This is a genomic window from Streptomyces sp. NPDC033270 (assembly GCF_055576575.1).
Genome location: NZ_JBVIRA010000011.1, coordinates 131,121 through 156,939 on the forward strand (window position 1 = coordinate 131,121; position 25,819 = coordinate 156,939).

Annotated in this window: 19 protein-coding genes; 6 read left to right on the forward strand and 13 right to left on the reverse strand. The window is 71.5% G+C overall.

Annotated elements, in window-relative coordinates:
- The first annotated feature begins 14 nt into the window (after positions 1 to 14).
- A complete protein-coding gene (locus ACZ5XZ_RS17715) occupies positions 15 to 2,390 on the forward strand; it encodes a glycosyltransferase (RefSeq protein WP_468978853.1) in 2,376 nt (791 codons plus the stop codon).
- A complete protein-coding gene (locus tag ACZ5XZ_RS17720) occupies positions 2,387 to 3,568 on the forward strand; it encodes an acyltransferase family protein (RefSeq protein ID WP_468978855.1) in 1,182 nt (393 codons plus the stop codon). The genes ACZ5XZ_RS17715 and ACZ5XZ_RS17720 overlap by 4 nt, the downstream gene beginning before the upstream one ends.
- Here the strand turns inward: ACZ5XZ_RS17720 and ACZ5XZ_RS17725 are convergent.
- Positions 3,544 to 4,380 carry a TetR/AcrR family transcriptional regulator gene (locus tag ACZ5XZ_RS17725; RefSeq protein ID WP_468978858.1) on the reverse strand — a complete coding sequence of 279 codons (837 nt, stop codon included), beginning with the start codon at positions 4,378 to 4,380 and terminating at the stop codon, positions 3,544 to 3,546. The genes ACZ5XZ_RS17720 and ACZ5XZ_RS17725 overlap by 25 nt on opposite strands.
- A gap of 187 nt (positions 4,381 to 4,567) precedes the next feature.
- Between ACZ5XZ_RS17725 and ACZ5XZ_RS17730 the strand changes: the two genes are divergently transcribed.
- On the forward strand, positions 4,568 to 4,789 hold the full coding sequence (locus ACZ5XZ_RS17730; RefSeq protein WP_468978859.1) for a hypothetical protein: 222 nt from the start codon (positions 4,568 to 4,570) through the stop codon (positions 4,787 to 4,789).
- A 47-nt stretch (positions 4,790 to 4,836) separates the two neighbouring features.
- On the opposite strand, the gene ACZ5XZ_RS17735 is transcribed toward ACZ5XZ_RS17730, so the two are convergent.
- The gene (locus ACZ5XZ_RS17735; protein WP_468978862.1) at positions 4,837 to 6,807 is read right to left on the reverse strand and encodes an APC family permease; all 1,971 of its coding nucleotides are present in this window, start codon (positions 6,805 to 6,807) and stop codon (positions 4,837 to 4,839) included.
- Positions 6,808 to 7,071: 264 nt separating this feature from the next.
- Between ACZ5XZ_RS17735 and ACZ5XZ_RS17740 the strand changes: the two genes are divergently transcribed.
- Positions 7,072 to 7,545, forward strand: coding sequence for a DUF4118 domain-containing protein (locus tag ACZ5XZ_RS17740; RefSeq protein ID WP_468978863.1), 474 nt, complete (start codon positions 7,072 to 7,074; stop codon positions 7,543 to 7,545).
- A 38-nt stretch (positions 7,546 to 7,583) separates the two neighbouring features.
- On the opposite strand, the gene ACZ5XZ_RS17745 is transcribed toward ACZ5XZ_RS17740, so the two are convergent.
- Positions 7,584 to 8,078, reverse strand: a complete 495-nt coding sequence (locus tag ACZ5XZ_RS17745; protein WP_468978865.1) for a hypothetical protein — start codon at positions 8,076 to 8,078, stop codon at positions 7,584 to 7,586.
- A gap of 109 nt (positions 8,079 to 8,187) precedes the next feature.
- Positions 8,188 to 11,058 carry a SpoIIE family protein phosphatase gene (locus ACZ5XZ_RS17750; protein ID WP_468978868.1) on the reverse strand — a complete coding sequence of 957 codons (2,871 nt, stop codon included), beginning with the start codon at positions 11,056 to 11,058 and terminating at the stop codon, positions 8,188 to 8,190.
- Between the two features lie 249 nt (positions 11,059 to 11,307).
- Between ACZ5XZ_RS17750 and ACZ5XZ_RS17755 the strand changes: the two genes are divergently transcribed.
- Positions 11,308 to 12,843 carry a long-chain-fatty-acid--CoA ligase gene (locus tag ACZ5XZ_RS17755; protein WP_468978871.1) on the forward strand — a complete coding sequence of 512 codons (1,536 nt, stop codon included), beginning with the start codon at positions 11,308 to 11,310 and terminating at the stop codon, positions 12,841 to 12,843.
- Positions 12,844 to 12,894: 51 nt separating this feature from the next.
- Here ACZ5XZ_RS17755 and ACZ5XZ_RS17760 read toward each other — a convergent pair whose 3' ends face one another.
- Together ACZ5XZ_RS17760 and ACZ5XZ_RS17765 are read right to left on the reverse strand one after the other, a co-directional pair.
- On the reverse strand, positions 12,895 to 14,154 hold the full coding sequence (locus ACZ5XZ_RS17760) for a hypothetical protein (protein ID WP_468978873.1): 1,260 nt from the start codon (positions 14,152 to 14,154) through the stop codon (positions 12,895 to 12,897).
- Between the two features lie 63 nt (positions 14,155 to 14,217).
- Positions 14,218 to 15,498, reverse strand: coding sequence for an OmpA family protein (locus ACZ5XZ_RS17765; RefSeq protein WP_468978876.1), 1,281 nt, complete (start codon positions 15,496 to 15,498; stop codon positions 14,218 to 14,220).
- A gap of 105 nt (positions 15,499 to 15,603) precedes the next feature.
- Between ACZ5XZ_RS17765 and ACZ5XZ_RS17770 the strand changes: the two genes are divergently transcribed.
- Positions 15,604 to 16,155: a Pycsar system effector family protein gene (locus ACZ5XZ_RS17770; RefSeq protein ID WP_468978877.1), complete on the forward strand. Its 552-nt coding sequence runs from the start codon at positions 15,604 to 15,606 to the stop codon at positions 16,153 to 16,155.
- Positions 16,156 to 16,171: 16 nt separating this feature from the next.
- Here the strand turns inward: ACZ5XZ_RS17770 and ACZ5XZ_RS17775 are convergent, their stop codons facing one another.
- From ACZ5XZ_RS17775 to ACZ5XZ_RS17805, 7 genes are all read right to left on the reverse strand, one after another.
- A complete protein-coding gene (locus ACZ5XZ_RS17775; protein ID WP_468978880.1) occupies positions 16,172 to 17,050 on the reverse strand; it encodes a hypothetical protein in 879 nt (292 codons plus the stop codon).
- Entirely contained in the window at positions 17,047 to 19,200 is a 2,154-nt protein-coding gene (locus ACZ5XZ_RS17780) for a hypothetical protein (RefSeq protein ID WP_468978881.1), read from the reverse strand. The genes ACZ5XZ_RS17775 and ACZ5XZ_RS17780 overlap by 4 nt, the downstream gene beginning before the upstream one ends.
- Before the next feature lie 14 nt (positions 19,201 to 19,214).
- A complete protein-coding gene (locus tag ACZ5XZ_RS17785; RefSeq protein ID WP_468978883.1) occupies positions 19,215 to 19,994 on the reverse strand; it encodes a hypothetical protein in 780 nt (259 codons plus the stop codon).
- Positions 19,995 to 20,110: 116 nt separating this feature from the next.
- The gene (locus ACZ5XZ_RS17790; RefSeq protein ID WP_468978886.1) at positions 20,111 to 20,827 is read right to left on the reverse strand and encodes a Crp/Fnr family transcriptional regulator; all 717 of its coding nucleotides are present in this window, start codon (positions 20,825 to 20,827) and stop codon (positions 20,111 to 20,113) included.
- 406 nt (positions 20,828 to 21,233) lie between these two features.
- Entirely contained in the window at positions 21,234 to 24,008 is a 2,775-nt protein-coding gene (locus ACZ5XZ_RS17795) for a tetratricopeptide repeat protein (RefSeq protein ID WP_468978888.1), read from the reverse strand.
- 271 nt (positions 24,009 to 24,279) lie between these two features.
- Positions 24,280 to 24,753: a Pycsar system effector family protein gene (locus ACZ5XZ_RS17800; RefSeq protein ID WP_468978891.1), complete on the reverse strand. Its 474-nt coding sequence runs from the start codon at positions 24,751 to 24,753 to the stop codon at positions 24,280 to 24,282.
- A 170-nt stretch (positions 24,754 to 24,923) separates the two neighbouring features.
- Positions 24,924 to 25,691 (reverse strand): hypothetical protein, encoded by a 768-nt coding sequence (locus ACZ5XZ_RS17805; RefSeq protein ID WP_468978892.1) that lies wholly within the window; start codon positions 25,689 to 25,691, stop codon positions 24,924 to 24,926.
- Between the last annotated feature and the right edge of the window lie 128 nt (positions 25,692 to 25,819).

Below are 25,819 nucleotides of genomic sequence, written 5' to 3' on the forward strand. Positions count from 1 at the left end.
AAGGACATTCCCAGGTGCTCATTTCGCACCACGGCAACTCCCAGGGCTCACCCCTGGCCCTGCTCGACGACGGGGACCGCGCCCCGCACGACTGCGCCGACCACGCCCGCGACGGCGGGCACGTACTGGTCGTCGGCGCTCCGGGACCGCGCCTGGAGCGCCTCACCCGGACCCTGCGCGCCACCGGCCACGAGGTCAGCCACGCCCCGCCCGGCGAGGTCGACCGGCGCATGGGGCAGGCGCACCCGGACGCCGTCGTCGCCCTCGACGCACACGGCGCACCCCACGAGAGCGGCCTCGCGGTGATCCGCGAGGTCCGTACCGCGTCCGCGGGGCGGGCGCTGCCGCTGCTCATGGTCACCGACACCCCGGAGCCGTCCGGCGTGGTGGACATGCTGCGCCACGGCGCCGACGACTGCATACCCGAGGCCTTCGATCCGGGGGAGCTGTCCGCCCGTATCGAGGCCAAACTCCGCCGGGTGCCCGTACCGGTCGAGAGCCTGCCGCGCGATCCGCGCACCGGGCTCTACTCCCATCCGCACTTCCTGGACGAACTCGACCGCGAACTGCAGCGCCCCGAAGCGGCCCGGCACGGCGGCGTGCTCGCCGTGGTCTCGGTGGCCGAGATGGCCGCCCTGGAAGCCCGGCTCGGGCAGCGGGTGCGCCGGGAGGTCGCCGAGCGGCTGGCCGGTCTGGCCGAGCGGCTCGGCAGCTTCTGCGACCGGCTCGGCTGGGACGACGACGGCCATCTGCTGATGCTGCTGCCCGGCGTCGACGAGGAGACCGCCCGCCGCGGACTGGAGCGGTTCGCCGCCACCGTGGCCGGCACCCGCTTCATCGTCGCCGACGAGAACGTCCGCCTCACCCCGGCCGTCGGCTGGCTGCCGCTGACCGGATGCGCCGACGGCACCGAGGCCGTCGAGCAGGCCCGGGACGCCGTACAGGAGGCGCTGCGCCACCGGGATCTGCGGCCGGTGCGGTACGCGCCCTGGATGCGCGGCGCACCGCAGCGCCACCGGCGCCCGCCGCTGAGCGCGCTGCTGCGCCCCGCCCTCTCGGCGCTCTCCCCGGTCCTGGCGCTGCTGCTCGGGGTGGCCGTGCCGTTCCTGCTCTACCAGCAGACCTATGCGCTGGGCTGGGACCTGGGCTCGGCCATGTACTGGGTGGTGGTGGCCGGGCTGGTGCTGTCCGCGCTGCTGATCGTGCTGGAGTGCCTCTTCTCGCTCGACGCCGCGGCCCGTCCCGAGCGCCCCGGAGCGCCGTACCCGCCCGCCAGCGCCGTCATCGCCGCCTATCTGCCCAATGAGGCCGCGACCATCGTCGACACGGTCGAGTCGTTCCTGAGGCTGGACTACCCCGACGAGTTGGAGATCGTGCTGGCGTACAACACGCCGCACCCGCTGCCCGTCGAGGACACCCTGCGCGAGATCGCCGCCCGCGACCCGCGGCTGGTGCTGCTGCCGGTCGCCGGCTCCACCTCCAAGGCGCAGAACATCAACGCCGCGGTCACCCGCGTCCGCGGCGAGTTCGTCGGCATCTTCGACGCCGACCACCACCCCGCCCCGACCGCCTTCAAGGACGCCTGGCACTGGCTGTCCAACGGCCACGACGTCGTCCAGGGCCACTGCGTGATACGCAACGGCGAGAGTTCCCGGGTCGCCGAGCTGGTCGCGGTGGAGTTCGAGGCGATCTACGCGGTCAGCCACCCGGGCCGCACCCGGCTCTACGGATTCGGTGTCTTCGGCGGCTCGAACGGCTTCTGGCGCACCGACCTGCTCGCCCGCACCCGGATGCACGGCTCGATGCTGACCGAGGACATCGACTCCACGCTGCGCGCACTGGGCGAGGGCGCCCGGTTCGCCGTCGACCGCACCCTGATCTCCCGCGAACTCGCGCCCACCACCCTGAAGGCCCTGTGGAACCAGCGCTCCCGCTGGGCGCAGGGGTGGCTCCAGGTCTCGCTCAAGCACCTGTGGCGCGGGCTGCGTTCGCCGGTGTTCACGGCACGTCAGAAGCTCGGACTGTTCGTCCTGCTGGGCTGGCGCGAGGTGCAGCCCTGGCTGACGCTGCAGATCCTGCCGATCCTGCTGTACTCGGCCTGGCGGGCCGGCGGCCTGCACAGGCTGGACTGGGCCGTGCCGGTGTGCGTACTGGCCGTGCTGTTCACCATGGCGGCCGGCCCCGTGCAGGCGCTCTTCGCCTGGCGGCTCGCGGTCCCCGAACTGCGCGCCCGCCGCCGGTGGTTCTGGTCGTACTTCCTCGTCTCGACGTTCTTCTACAGCCACTTCAAGAACATGGTGGCCCGACAGGCCCATCTGAAGGAGGCGTTGGGAGACCGGCAGTGGCGGGTCACGCCGCGGGCCGCCACCAAGGCGGTGGCCCGCCGATGAGCGCCGCCCCCGCCCCCGCCCGGGCGAGCGCCATCGACGGCTTCCGCGGGCTCGCCGCGCTGAGCACCGTCGTCTTCCACGTCTGGCAGCAGTACTTCCGCTACGACGCCGAGGGCGCCCACCCGCCGGTCGACGACCCGGTGCTCGGCGCGGTGCTGTCCCTCGAAGTGATCGACGTGTTCTTCGTGCTGTCCGCGTATCTGCTGACGCTGTCGTACGCGCGGGCCGCGATCGACGGGCGCTCGACCAAGCCCGCCCGGCTGTTCCTCTTCCGGCGGACGATCCGGATCCTGCCGCTGTACGTCCTGGCGGTCCTGGTCGTCTGGGCGATGCGCAACCCGACCCTGCCCGGCGACTGGCGGGACCTGGTCGAGCACCTCACCTTCACCCATGTCTTCGACCAGCAGCGGATCTTCTACACCCTGGGCCCCACCTGGTCGCTCTCGCTGGAGGTGCTGTTCTACCTCCTGCTGGTGGCGCTCGGGCCGCTCGCGGTCCGCGCCTGCCGGCCGCTGCGGCGGCGCGGCAGCCGGGTGGCGGTGTGCGCGGCGGGGTGTGGGGTGCTGTTCGCCGCGCCGCTGGCCTGGATCGCCGTCGCCCACTACGTGTTCGGTGTGCCGCACACCGACTGGGTGGTGTACTTCGGCCCGCAGGCCCGGTTCGGCGGCTTCGCGGCCGGGATGGGGCTGGCCGTGGCGGTGGTCGCGCTCGGTGACCGGGGCCGGCTCGGTCCGCGCTCCGCGCTGCCGCTGGCCGGGCTGGGGCTGGCCGGGCTGTTCGCCCTCTCCCTGGACTCCGGACCGGAGAACTTCACCTTCACCTTCTACCACCCGCTCGCCTCGCTCCTGTGGGCCGGGCTGGTCTTCGGCACCGTCCACGTACGGCGGCAGACCCGCTGGCACCGGATGTTGACGGCCCGTTGGCTCACCGCCGTCGGCCTGGTCAGCTACTCCCTCTTCATCTGGCACGAGCCGGTGATGCTCCAGCTCCACAAGGCCGGGCTGCTGCCCGCCGGCCAGGCGGGCTTCCCGCTGGCCCTGCTGATCGTCTTCGCGGTGGCGCTGCCCGCGGCGGCGGCGAGCTACTGGCTCGTCGAATACCCGGCGAGCCTGCTCGGCCGCCTCAAGGACCACCGCGGCCGGCCGCGCGAGTTCTACCCGGAGCCCGCCACCCGCTGACCGTCCTGGCATCCGTCCGACCCTTCGCCGGGGACCCGCGCCGTGCGCGCCGGGTCCCCGGCGAAGATCTTGTCGAGGTGGTAGTCGAGGGTGCGGCGTACGTCGTCCAGCGTGCGGCGGTGGTGCAGCACATCGCCGCCCAGCCCGATCGCCCCGGAGACCAGCAGATCGGCCTCGTGCCAGGCGTCGAGGCCGGGCGCGGTCCGCCCGGCGTCCTGCGCCGCCCTGATGAGGTCGGCCACCAGCCGTTCCAGGGGCTGTTCGGCGGCGAGGAACACCTCGGCCAGCGCGGGATCGGTCAGGCTCCGGGCGTAGTAGGCGGCGAACACCCGTAGCGCGGTGGCACGTTGGGCGTCCACCGGAAGGAACTCCTCCAGCACCGCGCGCAGCAGGGCGCGCGGGTCGGCGGGGTCGTGGGGGACACGGGAGCGGGCGATCCGCTCGTTCTCCTCGTGGAGCAGGTGCAGCGCGGTGACCAGGAGATGGTGCTTGCTCTCGAAGTGGTACTGCACCGCGCGCAGCGACACACCGGCCTCGGCCGCCACCTCCCGCAGGCTCGCGGCGTGCAGCCCCCGCTCGGCGGCGATCCGCCACAGCGCCTCGGCCACCTGCCGGCGCCGGCGGGCCTGGGCGCCGGTCACCGCCGGTCGCTCGGCGGCCGGAGCCGGTGTCTGCTTGCGCCGCCGGTAGGCCTTCGCCTGGCAGCCGCGCGAGCAGTAGAGCGCCGGCCGGCCGCGCCGGGGAGGGGCCAGCGCCGCACGGCACATCCGGCACACCGGCCCGGTCGCCGGCTTCTTTTCGTCACGCATCATTCCCCTTTCCCGCACCTGAAATTGTGTGACGAAAAGCGAATTCACCGGTGAATAGCCCGCCGGTCGTCACTTTCTCGATGATACGTTCGTAACGTCCTGAGGGCGCGCAATAACCGACGCGCAAGGCGGCAGGAAACCCGACGCGCAATGCGGCGCGGAACTCTACGAGGGGACTTTGGGGACACCGATGAAGTACGACATCCTGCAGGGCATCGGCGCCGTGGTGATGGTGCTCTTCGCGCAGGGCGCCATCCGGCTGCTCGTCGACCACGACAACACCGGCCTGCTGGGCCGGCTCGGTGGCGGCTTCGGCGGCGCGCTCACCGCCCATCTGGCGCTGGTCGCCGTGGGCGTGCTGCTGACCGGCTGGTCGCACACGAAGGCGAAGGCGCTCGGCCGACGCGGCTGAACCCGCCCGGCGGCCGGCCGGGCGGGTTCAGTGGTGGCGTCCGGCCGTCAGCCGACGTGGATGCGCGGGCGTCGGGCGAGATCGGGCTCGGCGCGGCGCAGGACCTCGCGGGTGACCGGAGCGACCTCGCCGTCGCCGAAGACCAGGAACCGCAGCAGATGGCTGAAGGGGTGGCCCTCGGTCCAGTTGAAGTAGGCGTGCGGCACCTGCCCGGTGTGCTCGCGCAGCTGCATCAGCACGGCGGCGATGGTGTTGGCCACTCCGGCACCCTCCACCCGCAGGATCTGCGCCCCGTACCGCTCCTCGCCCTGGACGTGCAGATTGCTGGTGAAGTCCGAGGAATCCCGGACGGTCACCTCCAGGAACAGCACGGGACGGCCGTCGGGGATATGGGTCTCCTCGCGCTGGCTGTACTCCTTCTCCTGGTACTCCGCGGCGTCCCGCTCATCGGGCTCGTTGGCGATCACCCGCAGCGGCCCGGCCGCCGTCGCGGCGTCGATCAGGCGCACCGCGGTCTCGTCGAAGTCGACCTCTGTGGCGCGCAGTTCGAAGGCGCGGTGGACGCGGGAGGCGAACGAGGTCAGCAGGATGCCGAGGATGAACAGCAGCGCGATCTTCAGGCCGTCGGGCCGCTCGATGACATTGGTGACCAGGGTGTAGCCGAACACCAGGGTGATGGCGCCGAATCCGATGGTGGCCGCCCGCAGCCGACGGTGGCGGGCGGCGACGGTGGAGGCGAAGGACGCCGAGAGCATCAGCACCAGCACACCGGTCGCATACGCCCCGCTCTGCTCGTCGACGCTGGCGTCGAAGACGACGGTGACGCCGAAGGCGATCGCCAGGAAGATCAGCACCAGCGGGCGGACCGCCTGGGTCCACTCCGGGGCCATGCCGTAGCGGGGCAGATAGCGCGGCACGAGGTTCAGCAGCCCGGCCATCGCCGAGGCGCCGGCGAACCAGAGGATGGCGATGGTGGAGATGTCGTAGACGGTGCCGAACGCCTCGCCCAGGTGCCCGTGCGCCAGATAGGCCAGGGCACGGCCGTTGGCCGAGCCGCCCGTCTCGAACTCCTTCTGCGGTATCAGCAGGGTGGTGGCCAGGCTCGACAGCAGCAGGAAGCCGCTCATGATCAGGGCCGCGGTGGTCAGCAGCCTGCGGGTGCCGCGGATCCGGCCCGCCGGCCGCACGTCGGTGTCGGTGGCCTCGCCCCGGACCTGCGGCATGACGGCCACACCGGTCTCGAAACCGGACATGCCCAGCGCCAGCTTGGGGAAGACCAGCAGCGCCACCCCCGCGATCGCCAGCGGCGAGGAGTGCTGGGCGCTCATCGCGCCCCACCAGTCGCCGACCACCACGGGGTGCGAGATGACCTGCCAGGCCGAGGTGGCCAGCACGACGACGTTGAGCACCAGGTAGGTACCGACGAGTCCGACGGCGATGCCGATCGCCTCCCGGAAGCCCTTGAGGAAGACCGCGCCCAGGGCCGCCAGCAGCACCAGCGTGATCCACAGGTTGGCGCCGTGCAGCGCTTGCGGAGCGAAGGGGTTCTCCACCACGTGCGCCGAGGCGTCCGCGGCCGACAGCGTCATGGTGATCACGAAGTCCGTGGCGGCGAACCCGAGCAGCACCAGGACCAGCAGCTTCCCCGCCCACCAGGGCAGCAGCCGCTCCAGCATGGCGATCGAGCCCTCACCGTTGGGGCTCTCCTTGGCGACCCTGCGGTAGACGGGCAGGGCGCCGAGCAGGGTCAGCGCGATCAGTACGAGGGTGGCGAACGGCGAGAGCAGTCCGGCCGCCAGCGCCGCGATGCCCGGCTGGTAGCCCAGGGTCGAGAAGTAGTCGACGCCCGTGAGGCACATGACGCGCCACCAGGAATGCCCCTTGTGCTCGGCCGGCGGGGTGCCGTGCGGCCCGGAGTGCCGGGCGGTGCGACTGCTCAGTCCGTCCAGCAGCCAGCCGCGCCACCGCTGGGCGGCGGGGACGGCAGGCGTGGGGTCCGCCTGTGTGGGGGTGGTCATGCGGATGCGTCCTGCCGTTCGTCGGTCGTGGGTTCGGGCTGCTTTCGGCAACGAGCAGCGAGTATGCAACACCGTGCGCCCGGCGATCCGGCCCGCCCCGCGCCCGGCGACATCGGCGGCGCCGGCCCCGGGCGTCAAGGCAGTGTCAGTATCCGGCCGTAGTGCGTACGTACCGCGTCAACAGACGCCACCGCGGCGCTCGGACACCGCCGGGGCGCGCAGACTGACGGCAGGGCCCAGGCCCTACGGCAGGAGGTGCTTCCCATGGCTGCGCTTCACTCCCCGACGCCGCTCCGGCGCCCGCGCATCGTGCACATCGCCGGCTTCCCGCGCGCCGCGCTGCGCCCTCCGGGCGTCGCCCACCGGGCGCCGCCCACCCGCACCCTCGCCGGCGACCTCGCCATGCCGCTCGGCGCCGTCGGCGCGGCGCTGCTGGCGACCGCCCTGCTGCTGACCGGCCAGACGCCGCACACCGCCGTGGCGCTCGCCGTCTTCACCGCGCTGACCGTGGCCGTCTCCGCGCTGGCCAGACCGCTGCTGGTGCCCGCCGTCGCCCTGGTGGGCTGGCTGTTCTACGACGGCTTCGTGCTCAACCAGCGCTCGGACCTGGCCTTCCAACAGCCCGACCGGACGAGCCTGCTGGTGCTGCTGCTCGCCGGCCTCGCGGGCGCGGGCTGCGCGGCCGCCGTTCGCGCGCTCCGCCGGCAGGCGGCGGCCGGCACCGGCCCCGGCCGCTGAGCGGAGCCGCGGCACAGGGGAGGCCGGAGGAGAGGAGGTCAGTGGCAGTGACAGCGGCACCGGTGGGGGTGGTGGTGCCGGTGCCGGGCGGCGCACCGCCCGCGGCGGGCCGCCCGCCGCGCTCTGCCCGACGCGCTCAGGAACCCCAGCCCGATCCCCAGCATCCAGGTGTCCTTGGCCATCGGCACCCCGTCCGGGGTCGGTCGCAGACTGCCCGGCTCCCGCATCCCGGGGACCCGCAGGTACAGGCCGACCAGCCCGCCGGCGAACCCGGTCAGCGCCAGCCCGGCCAGCCGGGTCGGCACGAACGGCGCGAGTAGCGCGCTCCCCACCGCGACTTCCGTGCACGCCAGCAGCCGGGTGAACCGCTCGGCCGGAATCCTCTCCAGGAACGGATACGCCGTACGGGCCATCGCGTGCAGGCCCTCGGCGGTCGCCTGGTCCGCCCGCAGCTTGGTCAGCCCGCTGTTCACGATGAACGCGCCGGTGGCCAGTCGCGGGGCGACATCACGGGCTTGGGGCAGCGGCACCATCGGGCCTCCAGATCGGGTCGTCGTCCCCTCCACCGACCCTAGGACCACCGCGGTGGATCCGCTCGGGCTGATCCACCGGAAGCGGCCCGGCCACCGGCCAGGGCCCACCTCACCTCGTGGGCACGTCGTCCCACTGGTCGAGGATGTCGTCCAACGACTCCGGGCCGGGCTCCGGTTCACCGCTGTCCAGGGTCTGCTCGGTCCAGATGACCTTGCCGCCCGGGGCGTAACGGGTGCCCCAGCGCTCGGCGAACTGCGCGACGAGGAACAGGCCTCGGCCGCCCTCGTCGGTGGTCGCGGCCCGGCGCAGATGCGGCGAGGCGCTGGTGCCGTCGGAGACCTCGCAGATCAGGGCGCGGTCGTGCAGCAGCCGCACCCGGATGGGCTGGGCGCCGTAGCGGATGGCGTTGGTGATCAGCTCGCTGAGGATCAACTCGGTGGTGAACGCGATCGCCTCCAGCCCCCAGGACTCCAGCCTGCGCAGGCAGGCGGACCGGATGGGGGCGACGGCCGCCGGGTCCGAGGGCACCTCCCATTCGGCGACCCGCGCGGGGTCCAGCAGCCGGGTACGGGCCACCAGCAGGGCGATGTCGTCGCTGGGGTGCGCGGGCAGCACGGCGTCCAGGACCGCCGTACAGGTCTGCTCCGGGGTGCGGTCCGCCCCGGAGGCCAGAGCGCTGCGCAGCAGCTCCAGTCCGGTGTCGATATCGCGGTCGCGGTCCTCGACCAGCCCGTTCGTGTACAGCACCAGCCGGGAGCCCTCGGCCAGGGTGAGTTCCGCGGTCTCCACCGGCACGCTGCCGCCCAGGCCCAGGGGCGGCGAGACCGGCACCTCGGGAAAGGTGACGGTCCCGTCGGGGCGGATCAGGGCCGGTCCCGGATGGCCCGCCCGGGCCACGGTGGCCCGGCCCCCGACCGGGTCGTAGATGGCGTACAGGCAGGTCGCGCCGGTGATCCCGGTACGGCTGCCCTCCGGGCGGACGCCGTCGCCCTCGCTGCTGACGCCCGGCCAGAAGGCCTCGTCGTCCGCCGGGTTCCCCTCGCCCGCGGCCCCGCCGGCCGCCCGCGCCTCGTCGGTGTCGATATGACCGACCAGTTCGTCCAGGTGGTTGACCAGCTCGTCGGGCGGCAGGTCGAGCGCGGAGAAGTTGTGCACCGCGGTACGCAGCCGGCCCATGGTGGCGGCGGCGTGCAGACCGTGGCCGACGACATCGCCGACGACCAGGGCGACCCGGGCGCCGGGCAGCGGAATGACGTCGAACCAGTCGCCGCCGACGCCGGCCTGCGCGGGCAGATAGCGGTGCGCCACCTCCAGGGCGGTCTGCGCGGGCAGGGCCTGCGGCAGCAGGCTGCGCTGCAGGGTGACGGCGAGGGTGTGCTCGCGGGTGTAGCGGCGGGCGTTGTCGATCGAGACCGCGGCCCGCGCGGCCAGCTCCTCGGCGAAGGACAGATCCTCCCCCGTGAAGCCGCCGGAGGCCGCGGACCGCCAGAAGTTGGCCAGTCCCAGCACCACCCCCCGCGCCTGCAGCGGGACGGCGATCACCGAGCGGATGCCGATGTCCAGGATCCGCTGGGTGGCCGTGGGATCCTGCTCCCGCCACTCGTGGGAGCTGCCCATGTCGTCGACGAGGACCGGGTGGCCGCTCTCCAGACTCGATGCCATCGGCGTGCCGGGCGGGAATCTGAGCACCTCGCCGACCTGGTAGACGGGCGAGTCCTCGGTGACGCCGCGGACCGCCATCCGCCGCAGATCGGTGCCCGACCCGCTCTCCGGCTCGTCCCCGCGCAGCACCGGCTCCAACAGCTCGACGGTGACGACGTCGGCGAACCGGGGGACCGCGACCTCGGCCAGTTCCTGGGAGGTCTGCGACACATCCAGCGTGGTGCCGATGCCCAGCCCCGCGTCGTAGATCAGTTTCAGCCGCTCCTGTGCCACCTCCGCCGCGCCGGAGACCGCCCGCAGTTCGGTGGTGTCCCGCAGCGTCACCGCGCACCCGGCCGGGCCGCCGTAGGGGGCGGTCGGCCGGACGTTGACGGCGAGCAGCCGGTCGCCCGCCAGATGCACCTCGTCGGTCACCTCCCGGCCGGAGGTCAACAGCGCGCTCAGCCGGGGCTCCAGGCCCAGGCCGGCGACCGGGAGCCGGTCCGCCACCGCGCTCTCGGGCAGGCCGAGCAGCCGCCGTGCCTCGTCGTTGGCCAGCAGCAGCCGCCCCTCACTGCTGATGATCAGCACGCCCTCCCGTACGGCGTGCAGCACCGCGTCGTGGTGGTCGTACATCCGCCGCATCTCGGCCGGGTACAGCCCGTGGGTCTGCCGCCGCAGCCGGCGGTTGATCAGCACCGCCCCGCCGGTGCCCAGCAGCAGCGCCGCGGCCGCGAAGCCGAGCAGCAGCGGCAGCTGGTCGACCACCCGCTCTTCGGTCCGCTGGATGCGGATGCCGACGGACACCAGCCCGGCGACCGAGCGGTCCCGGTCGACGACCGGGACCACGGTGTTCACCGCGGGGCCGAGGGCCGAGGAGACGGTGGCGGTGAACGCCTTGCCGCGCAGGGCCGGCTGGAAGGAGCCGCCGACGACACGCTTGCCGATCAGGCGCGGGTCCGGGTGGGTCCAGCGGATGCCGTCGGGACGGAACGCGACGATGTAGTCGACGCCGGAGCCCTTCCGGGCCGCCTCCGCCTGGGGCTGCAACACCGTGCTGGGGTCGGCGGACTTCATGGCGGCGAGGGTGCCCGGCGCGTGCGCGAAGATCTCGGCCGCGACGACCGAGCGCTGACGGGCCTCCTGCGTGAGCGCGCCCTGTGCCTGGAAGACCAGGGCCAGCACGGCCGCGACGGCCAGCAGCACCACAAGGGCGAGCTGCAACACGAACACCTGGCCGGCGACGCTGTGCGCCTCCAGCAGCGAGCGGAGGGGTTGCCGGGGGGAGGGCGACGACCGCTGTGGGGCGTCACCCTCTCGCCGGAATTTTTCCGTCATGCCCCATATTTAGCATTCTGATCCACTGAGGAGTGATCAGCTGCGTCAGCGTTGTGCGCCGCATCGGGGGCGACCTCCGGCCGATTCCCCGTGATTCCGGCTGGATTCCGTCCCTCGCGCGGCTTCCGGCGTCCCGGGTGACGCAGGCGCTGTTGAGCGATGCTTAGCGGCTCCCTATGCTCGGCAGCCATCGTTGTACCGCCCATCGATGCCCCGCGTGATACGAGCCGCAGCCCGCCAGGAGCCCGGATGAGCTTCAATCTCGCGACCGCTCTGCGTGAATCCCGCCGATCCCACCCGGACAAGCCCCTGTGCCACCTCGGGGAGCTGACCGTCAGCTACGCCCAGGCCGACCAGGCGTCCGGTCGCCTCGCGGCCACACTGCGGGCCCTGGGCCTGGGGCCCGGAGCCAGGGTCGCCGTCCAACTGCCCAACGTGCCGCAGTTCCTGTTCACCTACTTCGGCATCCTCAAGGCCGGACTGGTCATGGTCCCGCTCAACCCGCTGCTGACGGCCCCCGAGATCGCCTACCAGCTCCGCGACGCCGGCGTCGAACTCCTGGTCACCTTCGAGGAGTTCGCGGACCAGGCCGTCAAGGGCGCCGAGCTCGCCGACGGCGTCGCCACCTACGTCGTCCCGCTGCCCGGCAGCGACCGGACGATCGCCGGCACCCGCCCCTACGCGGAGCTGTACGCCGTGGACGACACCGGCGAGATCGCGCCGACCGGCTCCGACGACACCGCCGTCCTGCTCTACACCAGCGGGACCACCGGCCGCCCCAAGGGCGCCGAGCTGACCCACTTCCAGCTCTATATGAACTGCACCGTCACCGGAGAGGTGTTCGGCTACCGCCCCGACGACGTCGCCCTCGCCGTCCTGCCGCTCTTCCATGTCTTCGGCCTCTCCGGCGTCCTCAACATGGCCGTACGCCATGGGGGGACCCTCGCCCTCGTACCGCGCTTCGAGTCCGCAGCGGTCCTCGACGCCCTCGAACGGCACCGCTGCACGATCTTCGCCGGCGTCCCCACCATGTACACCGCCCTGCTGCAGGCCGACATCGCCGGCCGGGACCTCGGCGCGCTGCGGGTCGGCGTCTGCGGCGGCGCGCCGCTGCCCGGCGAGGTCCTCCGCGCCTTCGAGGAGAAGTTCGCCGGCGTGGCCGTCCTGGAGGGCTACGGCCTGTCGGAGACGGCCAGCACCACGACCTTCAACATCAGCGCCGAGCAGCGCAGGGTGCTCTCCATCGGCAAGCCGATCTGGGGCGTGGAGGTCCGCATCGTCGACGACACCGGTGCCGTCCTGCCACCGGGCCCCGACCACGTCGGCGAGATCCTCGTCCGCGGCCACAACGTCATGAAGGGCTACCACGGGCGGCCCGAGGAGACCGCCGAGGCGCTGCGCGGCGGCTGGCTGCACACCGGAGACCTCGGCCACCAGGACCACGACGGCTACTTCTTCGTCGTCGACCGCAAGAAGGACCTGGTCATCCGCGGTGGCTACAACGTCTACCCGCGCGAGGTCGAGGAGGTCCTGCACACCCATCCCGCCGTCGCCGAGGCCGCGGTCGTCGGCCGCCCCGACGACCGGCTCGGCGAGGAGGTCGTCGCCGTCGTCAGCCTCGCCCCCGGCGCGCGGGCCACCCCCGAGGACCTCACCGCGCACTGCCGGCAGCAGCTGGCCGCCTACAAGTACCCGCGCGAGATCCGGATCGTCGACGAGCTGCCCAAGGGGCCCACGGGCAAGATCCTCAAGAAGGAGCTGCGCGCCCGCCCGTCGGCCCCCTGACGCGGCGGCAGCCCCGAAGCGGGCCGCCCGCGCCTCACGCCGCCCGGCGCCTCAGGCCGCCTGTGCCGGGCCGAGCTGGCGGTCGATGCGGCCGATCAGTTCGGCGCGGCGCAGGCGCAGTTCGGCCGGGGCGCAGGTGAGGGCGATGCGGTGCGCCTCGACCAGCGGGCCGAGTTCCGGGGGCGGCTCGACCACACCGGCGAAGAGCGGCGCCATCCAGGCCGCCGTCGGCGCCTGCACCGGCCCGTCGCCCGGGAGGGCCGGGGTGGGCGGCGTCGGACCGGCCTGGCCGTGCAGCATACGGGCGGTGAGGATGGCCGCCTCCCAGACGCGCATGCTCTCCAGCCGGACATGGGAGGCCAGTTCGTCCCGCAGCGCGCACAGGTCGCTCCAGGCCTGCTCGTGCTCGCGCAGGGCCTGGCCGGTCCGCCCCACCAGCCAGGCGTACGTCATCCGGGTGCGCAGCAGACCGCGGCGGGCCTCGGCGGCGCTGTCCGCGTACGGGTTGTGCGCGACGACCTTCATGGCGACGGCGGTGATCGCGAGCACCAGCATCAGCACCGCGACCCAGCCGGGCGCGTACCGGGCGCCCTCGATCGCTCCCTCCTCCACTCCGGTGTCGCGGGCCCGCAGCACCGCCCACACGGTGACGGTGAACAGCACGGCGGCCAGGTAGAGGGCGGGCAGGGTGAGCGAGCCGAGCAGCGCGAGCACGGGGCGGCGCTCGCGGAGCGCGTGCAGCCCTTCGCGTATCCGGTGCAGCGGGGCCGCGATGGCGTGCCCGGACAGCATCAGGGCCAGGGCCAGCACGACACCCGGCAGGAAGGAGACCGTCTGTTCGAGCAGCGAGACGTCCTCCTCGCTGACGGTGAGGTACTGGAAGACCCGCATGAAGTACCAGGCGTCGAACACGGCCATGGCACCGATGACCGGCCAGCGCAGCACCCGGATCCACATCTCGCGGCGGCGCCGGTCGTGGGCCCCGTCCGCCACATGGCGGGCCTCGACCGCCTCGTGGGCCGTCCGGGCCGTGCGGAGGGAGGCGGCGGCCTCGAAGCGGGCCAGGGAGTGGATCGTCTCCTCGGTTCTGGCGTGGGCGTCGATGGTGCGGGCACGTGCGGCGGCGAGTTGCTCGCGGTTGTGGCCGACGAGTTCGGCGACCTCGCGGGCCGCGCGCAGCAGCATCCGCATCTCACCGTTGTCCAGGTGCTCGGGCTCCCGTTCGGGGCCCTGTTCGGCGCCCTTCACCAGGTGCCGGATGTCGCATCCGCACCCGTGGTGACAGGGGATGCCTCGGTGTTTGTGGGACATGGACGAGTCCTTTGCTTCAGAGCCGGGTTTGCGTCGGGGAGTCGGGTGGCGGCCCGGGGCCGGTCAGCGGCGCACCGTCACGGCGACCTCCACTCGGCGGTTGCAGGCCATGGCCGCGTAGTCCGGTACGCCGTCGCGGTATTCGGGTGTGCAGCTGGGCCGGTCGTCCGAGTAGCCGCGCGCCGACGCGACGGCGATCCGGCGCTGGACGAGCGCGGACCGGACGGCCTTGGCGCGGGCCAGGGAGAGCTGCCGGCCGTGCTGTTCGCTGCCGCGCGAGTCGGTGTGTCCGGAGACGGCGACGGACAGCGGGTGCAGCTCCCGCACCCGGCGTGCGACGTCGTCGAGCGTGCTGCGGGCCGCCGCGGACAGCTCCGCGCTGTCGGTCGCGAACAGGACGGAGCCGGGGAGGGTGAGGGTGGTGACCCGGCCGGCCGGCCGCTCCGAGACGGCGGGGAAACTCACCTCGGGTTCGGCCTTGCCGGCCTTCTTCCCGGCCCCGGTGCGCTTTCCCGCCGCGTGGGACCGGGCGGTGGCGGCCACCTTGCACCGTGCGGCCCCCGAGGCCTCGCACAGCCGGGTCCACAGCGAGGCGAGCCAGGCGGTCTGCGGCGACGACGGGGCCTGGCCCCGGGCCGTGCGGCCGACGCCGACCAGGCTCACCTCGGCGCCCTTCAGGTCGGGCAGTTCGCCCGCCGTGCGGCAGCGCCGCACGAGGGCCTCGATCTCCGGCACGCCGTCGAATCCGGCGGAGCGCAGGTCGGCGCAGCCGGTGTTCGCCAGGCCGTCGGTCGCCATGACGATCCGGCGGCGGCCACCACCCGGGGCGAGCTGGTCGGCGGCCGCGGCGAGGGCACCGAGCACGTCGGTGCGATCGGCGCTCGGCTCCGTGGCGGACAGCTGCCGCAGCCGCTTCTTCAGGCAGCCTCGCCGGGCGTCGCGCCGGTCCTCCTTGAGCGTCTCGTTGCCCTTCGCCGGTGTGACGGACACCCGGTCCACCTGCCAGTCCACGGTGGCCCGGGTGCCGTCGAAGCCGGCGACGGACAGCAGCCCGCCCTCCAGCTCCGGCAGTGCGAGCCCCGGGGCGGCCAGCAGGGTGGCCGCCCAGTCCGGTACCCGGGCCGTCGCCGCGGTGGCCCGGTCGGGCCGGGTGGAGGAGCTGCGGTCCACGAGCACGACGGTCTGCTTGCGGGCGCTGCCCGCGTCGTCGGAGACACCGGCCAGCCAGTTACAGGGCTGTGCCGTGGGCATGTCGAAGGCGCCGCAGCCGCTGCCCGCCATGACGGCGGTCAGGGTCAGGGTCAGGGCGACGAAGCGGCGGGGAGATATGCGTGTCAGGGGCATTGCTGGGCTCTCCAAAAGTGAGCGGAATCCGCATTTATGACTGTTGTCGGGCCACGTCAGGGGAGTTACTGGGAGCCTTCGACCACCCGGCGCCAGGAGGTTTCCGTGTCCAGCTCCGTTCCCCCAGCCCCCCGCACCGCCGGAGGTTCCGGCGAGGACGAGGGCGGCGCCGCCGGCCTCCGGTCGGGGCTGGCCGTCTACACCTCGCTCCAGGCGTCGGCCCAGTTCGCCGACACGAAGGTCGGCATACTCGGGGCCGTCCAGGTGGCGCTGGCGGCCACCGCGATCCCACAGGGCGGCGTGGTGCGGGAGGCCTGGGGACGCGGCGGCCCCGGAGCCTGGGTGGCGGTCGCCCTGCTCGTACTGCATGTGGCCGCGTTCCTGCCGGCCGTGTACTGCGTCGTCCAGGCGCTCCGCCCCCGGCTGGGGCCGCCGCCCGCCCCGAACAGGTTCAGCCTGCCGCTGCTGGCCGCCGCCGACGGCAGCCCCCCGCCGCCGGACGAGGACAGCGAGCGGGCGGAGATCTGGCAGCTGATCCCGGTGCTGGCCCGGGTGGTGATGGCCAAGCACCGGTACATCGCCCGGGGGGTGGTCTGGACGGGGCTGATGGCCGTGGTCGCCGGGCTCTCCTTCCTCGCCGGTCCGCTGCTGGCCTGAGCCGCCCCGCGGCCGCTCAGGTCCGGGCCGGCCGCGGCAGCGGCTCGGCCGGCCCCTCGCCGGAGCCGTCCTCGCCCGGCAGGGCCAGCCCGAAGACCCGCATCGCCTGGCCGAGTTGCTGCTCGTTCTTCGCGACGAACTCGAACAGATCGCGCGCCTCGTACTCCTTGTGCTGCCGACCCAGGAGCTTGACGTACCGGTCGAACTGCTCCTGGCGCAGCCGGAACATGCTGCCGACCTCGGTGGCGGCCTTGTCCGGCTGCTCCGCCAGCAGCACCGCCCAGGGCGTGAGCCAGGAACTGGTCTCGTCGTCGTGCCGCACCCCGGCCAGACCGCCGGCCAGGAACTCCCGCCACTGCTCCGCGACCTCGCCCAGCAGCCGCACCTGAAGCGCGGACTTGGCGTAGCGGTGCTCGATCTCCTGCATCTCCAGTGCCGCCCTGCGCTGCTGCTCCAGCACCTCGGGCGCGGGCTTGAGAATCGCCGTGGTGCGGCACGTGACCAGCCCGTTCTCGAAGCACTCACCCTCGCGCAGGGCGTCGTTGACGGCGCGCTCCGCCTCCTCCACACGAAACGGCGCGTACCGGCCGGCGATGTCCCGGACCCGCTCGGTGAGCAGCTGCGGCATGGTCGCGCGGTAGCCGTCGATGGCGCGGCTGAGCGTGCCCTGGTCCAGTCGTCCCTCGGCGCACCAGTCGCAGCGGATCTCGACCTGGAAGTCGAACCCCCCGCCGCGGGCCGGGGTTTCGAACGACACGGTGGATTCCTGGTGCGCCGCCTGCAGCTCCGGGACGGTCACCTCCGCGGATTCGAAGAGCGGGGCGGCGGCCTGCGGCCCGCGCCCGAGGAGGGCGCGCAGCCAGGTGAGCGGGCCGCGACGCGAGGTGCTGGTCATATCGACCACCTTTCGGTGACAAGGGAAGTGATGTGCGCGGCCGCGTCGACACCGACGCCCTGGTGCTCCCACAGCCGCAGGTAGAACAGGAACCGCTCGCGCAGGCGGTCCGAGGGCTCGCCGGTGTCGGGCGGCAGCTCGGCGACGAACTCCGCCAGCGCGGTGTCCAGCCCCGGCTCGTCCGCGGTCCGCTCCACCCACAGCCGCAGGGTGTCCCAGCCCCGCCGCCAGATGGCGAGGTCGCGGCTGAGCAGCACGTTCCGGGTCAGCCGCAGCAGATGCCCGCGCGGGAGGGGCTCCTTGAGGAAGCCGGTGACCGCCAGCTCGCCGCGGAACCGGCTGAGCTGCTGAAGACACATGGCGGCGTCGTCGCGCAGCCGGTAGTGCGGTGAGAGCGACCAGTCCGCCAGCCGCTCCAGGGTCTGGGTCCGCGACCCCGCGGCGTAGATCTCGTGGATGGCGGCTCGTACGCTCCGCTGCTGCGTCTGGGCGATCTTCTCCAGGTTGCCCAGCGCCTCGGCGGGGAACAGCACGCCGATCTGGGTGCCGTACGCCGCCTCGGCGCACGCCTGGTAGTCGCGCCTGCCGGACCAGTTCCGCAGCAGCCGCCGCACCCGGGGCGCGAGCACGTCCTCGTTCGCCGCCCGTTCCAGTGCCCACGCCGCGGCGAACCGCCGCCGGGCGGCGTGCTCCCCCTTGTCGGTCGCCCAGCGGACGAGCGGCTCCTCCTGGATGTAGGTCCAGTCGAAGGTGGCCAGCAGGCCGACGGTCTGGGCCGCCGCGACCCGGATGTCCTCCTCGCCCCGGATCACCAGGCCGTCCAGCCACTCCAGCAGCGGCCGGCGGGCCCCGCTGTGGTCGTGCCACAGCACCTCCAGCACGGCCTCGCCGAGACCGCGCTGACTGACCCGCACCCGGCACTCCGGATGCCGGGCCCCGACGGGGTTGCCCTCACGGTCGGTGAACTCCACGTCGGAGTCGTCCAGCCAGTCCTTCAGGCTCTCCTGGAAGAGCGGCATCTCCGGTACGGAGGACGGCGAGCGCACGCCGTGCAGCAGTTCCGCCAGCCGATGGGACTCCCGGCTGACCCGGCTCAGCGGCGTCCCGTCGAGGACCACACAGGCCAGCAGGAACGCCCGGGACCACAGGGAGACCGGCACCTTGCCCGCACCACCGTCCCCGGACGGCGCCGGCGGACGGAGCAGTCGCTCCGCCCTGGCGCGCAGCCGGGCGTTCAGCCCCTGGACGATCTGGTCGGTGTCGTGGCCGTCCCGCTCGCCCTGCGCCAACTGGCGGGCCAGGCGCGCGATCTCCGCCATGGACGTGCGTCCGCGCAACTCCTCGACCAGGGCCTCGTGCTCCAGGAGCTTCCGGCAGCCCTCCGGCCGGTCGTCGAGCAGGACCGTCAGATGCCGCGTCAGCACCTCCAGCCGCAGGTCCTCCGTGTTCGGGTGCTCGACGACATGGTCGTCCAGCCCGTCGACCGGCACCTGGTCGTCGACGATGATCACCAGCGGGGAGCGCCGGTAGGTCTCCGCGCGCAGGCGGTTGAGGAGCTGTCCGCGCAGCGCGGACGCCCAGGGCCTGCCGTCGCCCTCGACGACATGGCCCCGGCCCGGCTGGAGCCCGCCGGGCCGGAGGTCCTTGTTCAGCAGCCGCTTGAGGTCGGCCTCCGGGTCCAGGTAGACGACGTCGGCGTCCATCACCTCCTGCGCGGTCAGCAGCGCCGTGGTGTAGCGCCCGGAACCGGGCGCCCCGCGCAGCACCGCGACACCGTGGAGCGTCAGCAGCTTGCGCAGCTCGCCGTGCGAGCGGGGCTCCACATACAGCTCCCGCAGCCGGTCGAGGTCGGCGCCCGGGACCCGTCCGTCGAACGGGACGTCCTGCGGAGCGGTGCCGTAGTAGTGCTTGTTGATCGTCCCGGCGGCGTCCCCGGCGCCGAAGCCGGCGACCCCGCCCGACATGAACGGCGCGCGCAGGCCCTGCCGGCGCAGCCGGCGGATGTGGTCGGCCTGCTCGGCGAGCTCCTCCTCGGTCTGGTCCTGCGGCTGCCGGCTCTCCTCGTCGTCGAAGTCGCCGGCCGGATCCGCGGACCCGTCGTCCACCAGCTCGTCCATGGGCTCGTCGGCGGAGCCAGTGGTGTCGTCCACCGCCTGACGCTCCATCACCTGTAGTACTTCTTCTCGATGGTGTTGGCCGCGTCACCGCTTCCGAAGTGGACGACGCCGCCGTCGATCCGCTCCACGAGATTGGTGGGCGCGGGCCCGGTACCGCTCGTCGCACCGTCCGGTTCCGGGTCGCCGACCAGCGGCCGCACCTCCTCGGGGCCGTGCTCCGGTACGTGGATCCAGCCGTAGCCGTTGAACTCCTTCTGCCGGATGTGCGCGCTGACGTACCGCTGCGGGTCCAGGCCCTGCCCCCGCAGCCGCACGACGTCCTGGTAGAGCCGGTCGGAGACGATGACCACGAGGTCGGTCGAGTCCATGACCTCCAGCACCCGCTTCAGCTGGGGCGCGTTCAGATACCGGGCCACGGCTATCGGGGCGGGGCCGGAGTACCCGAGTGCGGCGGTACGGGCCACGCCGATGTCGATCGCCAGCCGGAGCCGCATCCGGTCCCCTTCGGCGCGGTTGGCGTTGCGCTCGCCCAGCTGGACGGCCAGGTGCCGGACGAAGTCGCCCAGCACCACCGCCTCCGGGGTGTCCGGAGGCAGCACGGCGAACTCCTGGTCCCCCTGAGGCTGGCGGGACCAGGTCGTACGGTCGAGGCCACTGAGCACGGCCGACTCCTCCAGCACCCGGACCAGGTCGGCCTGAATGACTTCCTGGCTCGGAGTGTCGAGACGGCTGTACTTCTCCACATCGGCCGCCATGCACAGATGGCGGGTGATGATCTCCTGTGCGTGCGGCTGCGGTTGGGACTGGGCCGGGGGCTGCGATGTCATGGGCTTTCGCCACCTGTCTGCCGTAGTTGACCGAGGTCGGGCGTCAACTGTGCGGCCGGAGGCGGGAAACACCGAGTGGGTCGTAGAAATACGGTTTTCGGCCGTAGTGGCGGGTGTTACGCAACGGCCGGGCCCATCCGGGCGACCTCCCGCAGCCGACTCAGGTCGAGCACGGTGGTACGCCGGTACCCCGTGGTGATCAGGCCGTCCTTGCGCAGGTCGGCGAGCGCCTTGTGGATCGTGACCTCCGCGGAACCGGTGAGCGCGGCCAGCTCCGGCTGGGTGAGGTCCACGCCGATGACCAGCCCACGCGGCACCGGATGGCCGTAGGAACCCGCCAGCTCCGCGAGCACCCGGGCGAGCCGGACCTTGACCGGATAGCCGCCGAACTCGATGCGCCGGCGGTTCGCCCAGCGCAGCCGCTGGGCGACGATCCCCGCGATGGTCAGCGCCGCATCGGGATGGGTACCGAGGAAGAACCGCAGGTCGGACTCGCGGACGATGCTGGCGACCACCTCTCCGCAGGCGGTGACCGTGGCCGACCTCGGGGCGTCGTCCATGGCCGCCATCTCGCCGACGATGTCGCCGCCCACACGGATGGCCAGCAGCGCCTCATGGCCGTTGTCCAGGCGCGCGGTGACCTTCACGAAGCCGGAGCGCAGCAGCACGACATGGTGGGAGCGGTCGCCCTCGCGTATCAGGATCTCCTGCGGCAGATAACGGCAGCGGGTACCGAGCCGGAGCAGCTCGGCGCGCACGGCTTCCGACATACCGCCGAGAAAGCTGCGGACGGGCCACTCCTCCCGACCCTGGGTTTCGGACTGTGTGGTCAAGGGCGTTCCTCTTCTCCTCAGCTGCCGCCGTGATTCGTCCGATCCGTACGAATCATGGGACACAGAAGAGCAGTTGGGAGCCCACCAGGGCAGAGAGTGCGCAGGGCCGACTTGATGCGCTGGGCGCACGCTGGGGCGCACAGCGGATCACGAAGGCGCCGGTCGCCGACTCACCCCGGGCCGCGGCTGGCGGAACACCCGGCTTCAGCCGATCGCATCGCGCAGCAGCCTCGCCGCCACCGACGCGCGGCAGCCCGTGCCCGGACCGCCTCGACGGCCACCCGGGCGACGTCCTCCGCATAGCGCAGGGGCATGCTGCCAAATTCCACGTACACCGGGGATGTGCCGGCATCCAGGGTGAAAAATTCGTACTGCTGCTTTCAGACTGCTGGGTTCTCGGGATGACTCAGGTCGAGCCCGAACCCTCCAGATACTCGCATCCGTCTTCGTCGGCTCGCAGCTCATCGCCTGCCCCCAGCGGATTTGCGGCGAGCGAGCGGAGGATGCTTCGAGCCTCCTGGTCCCTGCCCAGTAGGACAAGTGCACGGGCATAGGTGTCCACAGCGCCGCGGAAGTCTGCCATGAAGGACTCCGACTGCCGAGCCAGCGCGCGGTATACCGTCACCGACTCCTGAATCGTCTCTACAGCGTCGGGGAGATCCCGCTGCTGAGCTACGCACATCCATGCCACGGTCCAGAGCGCTTTCGCGAGTTCCTGGCGCTGTTCCGATCCTCCGGTCGCGGCCAGTTGACGTCTGAGGTCAATGGCTTGCTTCCAGGTGTTCATTGCTGCGTCGAATTGTCCGCAGGATGCCAGCTGAAGCCCAAGCTTCGAGAGACCTTCGGACAGTTCGACCTCGTGCTCTCCCGGGTGCAGGGATACGAGCCTGTTCCTGATGGCGACAGCTTTTGAGGTAGCTGCCAGAGCACGTTCGTTGAGGCCGATGTGCGAGAGATGGCTCCCCAAGTTAATCTGGGCCCTGGCATGTTCTGCTTCGAACGTCAGAGGGTTGTGCGCAGCGAGTCGCGCGTAAATTTCCGCAGCCTCCTCTGCGGCATCGCACGCTTCAGGGAATTTGGATACGTGCGACAGGCGAACGCTCAGATTGACGAGCGACATCGCCAGCTCGGGTTCATGCGCGTAAGCTCTTGTTGCCGCCAGTCGACGTCGGATATTCACTGCTTGCGAAGCAGCCTCCACTGCTTCCCTCCGCTGTCCGGATCTTGAGAGGAGAACGGCCAGGCTGGAGAGCGAAGCGGCATGGTAGGGCTCATGCTCCGTCGGATTGTGCAGTACCAGCTTGCGGCGAATGGCGACTGACTCGTGGACAACGACGAGTGCCTCTTCCCAACGCCCCACCTGGGCCAGGTCAGCGCCGTAGTTCAACAAGGCGGATGCCAGTCCGCTGCGGTGCCGATCCGGATCCGTGTCTGCCAGCTTCCGGAAGATTCCGACGGCCTGCTCGGTCGTGACGAGGGCATCCTGATACTGGCCGTTACGTGCGAGGTAAACCCCCACATCGCATAGCGTGGAGGCGAACGAGGACTCCTGCGCGGTCGGATTGCCTCCGTCGAGCTGCATCCTGATCTGCATTGAACGCCGGCCGGAAAGGAGGGCCTGCTTATGCAGACCCGCTAGTGACTGCCGCTGGGCGAGTGTCTCGAAGAGGCGCGCGTGCTGATGAGGGTCATCGGTCATGGCGACGCGGTGGTCGGTCAGGCGCTGGGTCAAGGTGGCAATGCCCGCATTGAGATCGGCATGACTGTCGGACGGTAAGCAGGTCTCGACAGCTTCCAGGACGGAGACGTCCAAGTGCGTGATTTCGCTCAAAGTGGCCAGCGCCGCGCCACCGCCTTTGAGCGCCAGTGCGGGATCTGCCATCAGTAGAGGTGTCAGCTGCTTCTCCGCCACGTGTGGCCAACGCGCCGCAGCGGCCACCAACGTCGTCATGGCCGTACGCTGCCAGGAGGAATCCATCGTCAGCAGCCGCTGCGGGGCGAGCTCGGCCCATGGGTCCGGCTCGTAGGACTCGATGCCATGTCCGAAGACCGTCAGGGCCAGGAAATCCTCCGCCAGACGGTCGGGGTAGAGGGGCTCCATCACAGTGGAGCCGCCCATCGGTGGATAGGCGATGGCGTGGTCCTTGAGGATCTGGTCCCCAGGTTCGGCGGACGCCACGCCAATGCGCTGAAGAGCAGCGAGGCCATCGTCGTAGTGGAGGGCGTTGGTGAGGGCTGCGGTATAAACGGTCTGCTTGAAGGTGTCCGGTGTGATGCGCACGCGCCCGTTGTGGTGGAGGGCGCGCCAGTGGGCGTCTTCCCGGGCCAAGAGGTACGCCGATACCCCGGCGGTTCCATTGGGCGCTGCCTCGTTGCGGCGATGAGCGTCCACGGCAGCCAGAGCGGCCATGTGGATGGCAAGCACCTGACGATAGTCGGGATCGCGGTTCATCTCTTGTGGGGCCGCGACAGCGTGTGCACCCTGCACGTCGAGAGCGCCAGCGAAGCGGACCCGTGCGGCGTTGAACAGCTCTGCCGGTGAGTGCAACTCATTGGCGAGGGCGGGAAGGAACAGGTCCTGCGTGTTCAAGTCATGTGCATCCAGGCGGTAGACGAGGTTTTGCCACCATGTACCCCGAGGCCTAGCGACGAGCAGTACCCGAGCCCGTCCGCGCTGTCGTACCGCGTCTACGAGCAGTTCCAGGAGGTCCGATACGGGCCAGCGCTCTGCGTAGTCGACAATCATCAACGTCGCGGAATCCAAGGCTTCGCCGCCACTGGACGAGGGGACAGGGTCGGTCGCGTGGCGTGGCTGAAGCACCTTCCAACCACCCGCATGACTGATCTCGGCGAACTGAGCCGCCAGACGCGACTTGCCCTGTCCGCCCGGACCGTGCAGGAGCATGACGGAGACGTCATCCGCTGTGTCCCGCCACTCGGCCATGGCTGCCAATTCCTTCCGGCGGCCCATGAAGTCGACTAGTGCGTAGCGTGCGTGCAGCAGTCGGGCGGGCTGCCGGCGGGCACGCTCGGTGCTGATCCGGGGGTGCGACAGGGGAAACCGTTCGATGCTGTAGAGCGGCCGACTGTGATTGACGACGATGTCCCCATTGACGTCACGCACCTGGAGAACCGGGCCGTAGATCGTTGCGCCTTCGATCCACTGCCGATGCACCGTCATACTCGCCTCGCCTTGAGTCATGCCAACCGATCTGCGTTCCGGCATCCCGCTTGTGCCGTCGGTGGCATCATCCCGCGACCTGTACACCATCGCTCGAAGAAGGGACAATCGACCACGTTGCCTTCTGGACTCGCCGACGGTCAGGCAGCACCGGCAGGAACTGATCGCGACGGATCGGCAAGGGGCTGCCCAGCAGGGCTAACGCAAGATTCCGACCGGCTGGGGTTGGACGCCCATGGTCCAGAATGGTCGCGCTCCTCGCATTCTTCCCTCATGTCGGCCGCAGGGTTACGGCGAACTGGGGGAGGGCGACCAGCAGCAGAACGGTTCCCGTTTCGATCCAGCGGTATTTGGCGCGAATGATCTCGCTGGTTCTTCCCAGGGAAGACAGTAAGGGGCCTGTCGGATTGTGTCCGACCTGCTCGAAGGCACGGCTCAGCCGCTCGCCGCCCAGTTCCGGCGTGATGTGCTCGAAGTACCCGGGAGCGACCATTCCCTGGCGACGCCCTCCGCGGCGGCGTGGAACGATGGCGCATACGAAGCAAACGATGGCCAGCAGCGCGCTGATGACGGCGGTCCACCACAATAGGTGCACTCCCCAAGTGCTGGGTGTCTGAACGGCGTCGCCACTCCTGGTCACCGTGATGAAGACGCCGAGGACCGCTCCTGTGAAGCCAAGGAGCACGGCCGCTTTGGTGTCCGCTCGCGTGAGTTCCACGCCGTTGGCGGCCATGAAGCGCTCCATCGCCGCTACGGTTTCCCGGCTTGGGCCAGGGGGAAAGCAAGCCACCGGATGGCGCCGGCGCAGTGTCCTGTGCAGTTGACGATGGCGAGGACCCGGAGACGGGCGCGGGGGTCTGGCAGCGATGCCTCGTGGCTCTCCCCACACCGGGCCCCGGCCGGCGGCTGTCCGCATCACACCGGTTGCCCTTTCGCCGTGCCTCGTGCCCAGCCATTGGCCTGCGAGTGGGCCCGTTCTCCGTCCGCGCCTGATCCCTGCCGACCAGGTGTGTGCCGCCCCAGCGCAACGAGCCGGTCACGCAACAATGCGGAGAGTTCCTGCTGCTCCTGTGCTGTCAACTTGCCCAGCAGGCCGGCCACCTCGTCCTGCCAGTTGGTCTCCCCCCGTATCAGGCTGGAGTGGTTCACCGCCCAATCAAGCACCTGGCTGACCTGATCCGGGTGTCTGGCCAGCCAGAGCGCCGCAAGTGACACCGGACCGTCCCGGACGGCCCGTGTGCAGAACGCGTACTCTTCGCGGCTCTTGTCAGTCCAGGCATACGGCAGTCCCGCGTCACCGGGCTCGCCCAAGCGCAGTTCGCCATCATCTTCCCGAGCGGAGATGTCCGTGACGCGGTAAGCCAGGCCGCAGCCCTGCAGCTCGTGCTGCACGGCCAGGTCCTGCATCATCTCGGGCGCACCGAGGCCGCTCCCGTCGGTGCCGTACTGCTCCTTGAGGTGACGTAGACGCCGGTCGAGGTCCTTCCGCACGGCGAGCCAGCCGTGCGTGGTGCGCGATCGCACGACCTGGACCGGATCGTGCACCCACCACAGCACTTGCACGTCCACCGACTCGGTGCCGTAGTGCGTCGGCAGGGCGACGGCCCGGGTCCCCGGATGTTCATCGAGTTGGACGAGGAACGCGCTGTCGTACCCACGCAGCCTCGTGCGGAAGGCCGCCACTCTCTTTGCCGTCTGGTCCGTCTCGAAGGCTGGTGCTCCGCGCAGCGGGGTGGGGGGGGGGGGGGGGGGGAGGGGGGGGTGGTAGGCGCTCGGGTTCCTCAGTACCAGGGCACGGTCCAGTCGACCCG

Bases quoted from the DNA above. Each gene is read 5' to 3' on its own strand.
- ACZ5XZ_RS17720 (WP_468978855.1), top strand. From the start codon at position 2,387: ATGAGCGCCGCCCCCGCCCCCGCCCGGGCGAGCGCCATCGACGGCTTC.
- ACZ5XZ_RS17735 (WP_468978862.1), bottom strand. From the start codon at position 6,807: ATGACCACCCCCACACAGGCGGACCCCACGCCTGCCGTCCCCGCCGCC.
- ACZ5XZ_RS17765 (WP_468978876.1), bottom strand. From the start codon at position 15,498: ATGCCCCTGACACGCATATCTCCCCGCCGCTTCGTCGCCCTGACCCTG.
- ACZ5XZ_RS17775 (WP_468978880.1), bottom strand. From the start codon at position 17,050: ATGACCAGCACCTCGCGTCGCGGCCCGCTCACCTGGCTGCGCGCCCTC.
- ACZ5XZ_RS17760 (WP_468978873.1), bottom strand. From the start codon at position 14,154: ATGTCCCACAAACACCGAGGCATCCCCTGTCACCACGGGTGCGGATGC.
- ACZ5XZ_RS17745 (WP_468978865.1), bottom strand. From the start codon at position 8,078: ATGGTGCCGCTGCCCCAAGCCCGTGATGTCGCCCCGCGACTGGCCACC.
- ACZ5XZ_RS17785 (WP_468978883.1), bottom strand. From the start codon at position 19,994: ATGACATCGCAGCCCCCGGCCCAGTCCCAACCGCAGCCGCACGCACAG.
- ACZ5XZ_RS17755 (WP_468978871.1), top strand. From the start codon at position 11,308: ATGAGCTTCAATCTCGCGACCGCTCTGCGTGAATCCCGCCGATCCCAC.
- ACZ5XZ_RS17725 (WP_468978858.1), bottom strand. From the start codon at position 4,380: ATGATGCGTGACGAAAAGAAGCCGGCGACCGGGCCGGTGTGCCGGATG.
- ACZ5XZ_RS17800 (WP_468978891.1), bottom strand. From the start codon at position 24,753: ATGGAGCGCTTCATGGCCGCCAACGGCGTGGAACTCACGCGAGCGGAC.
- ACZ5XZ_RS17750 (WP_468978868.1), bottom strand. From the start codon at position 11,058: ATGACGGAAAAATTCCGGCGAGAGGGTGACGCCCCACAGCGGTCGTCG.
- ACZ5XZ_RS17795 (WP_468978888.1), bottom strand. From the start codon at position 24,008: ATGACGGTGCATCGGCAGTGGATCGAAGGCGCAACGATCTACGGCCCG.
- ACZ5XZ_RS17730 (WP_468978859.1), top strand. From the start codon at position 4,568: ATGAAGTACGACATCCTGCAGGGCATCGGCGCCGTGGTGATGGTGCTC.
- ACZ5XZ_RS17740 (WP_468978863.1), top strand. From the start codon at position 7,072: ATGGCTGCGCTTCACTCCCCGACGCCGCTCCGGCGCCCGCGCATCGTG.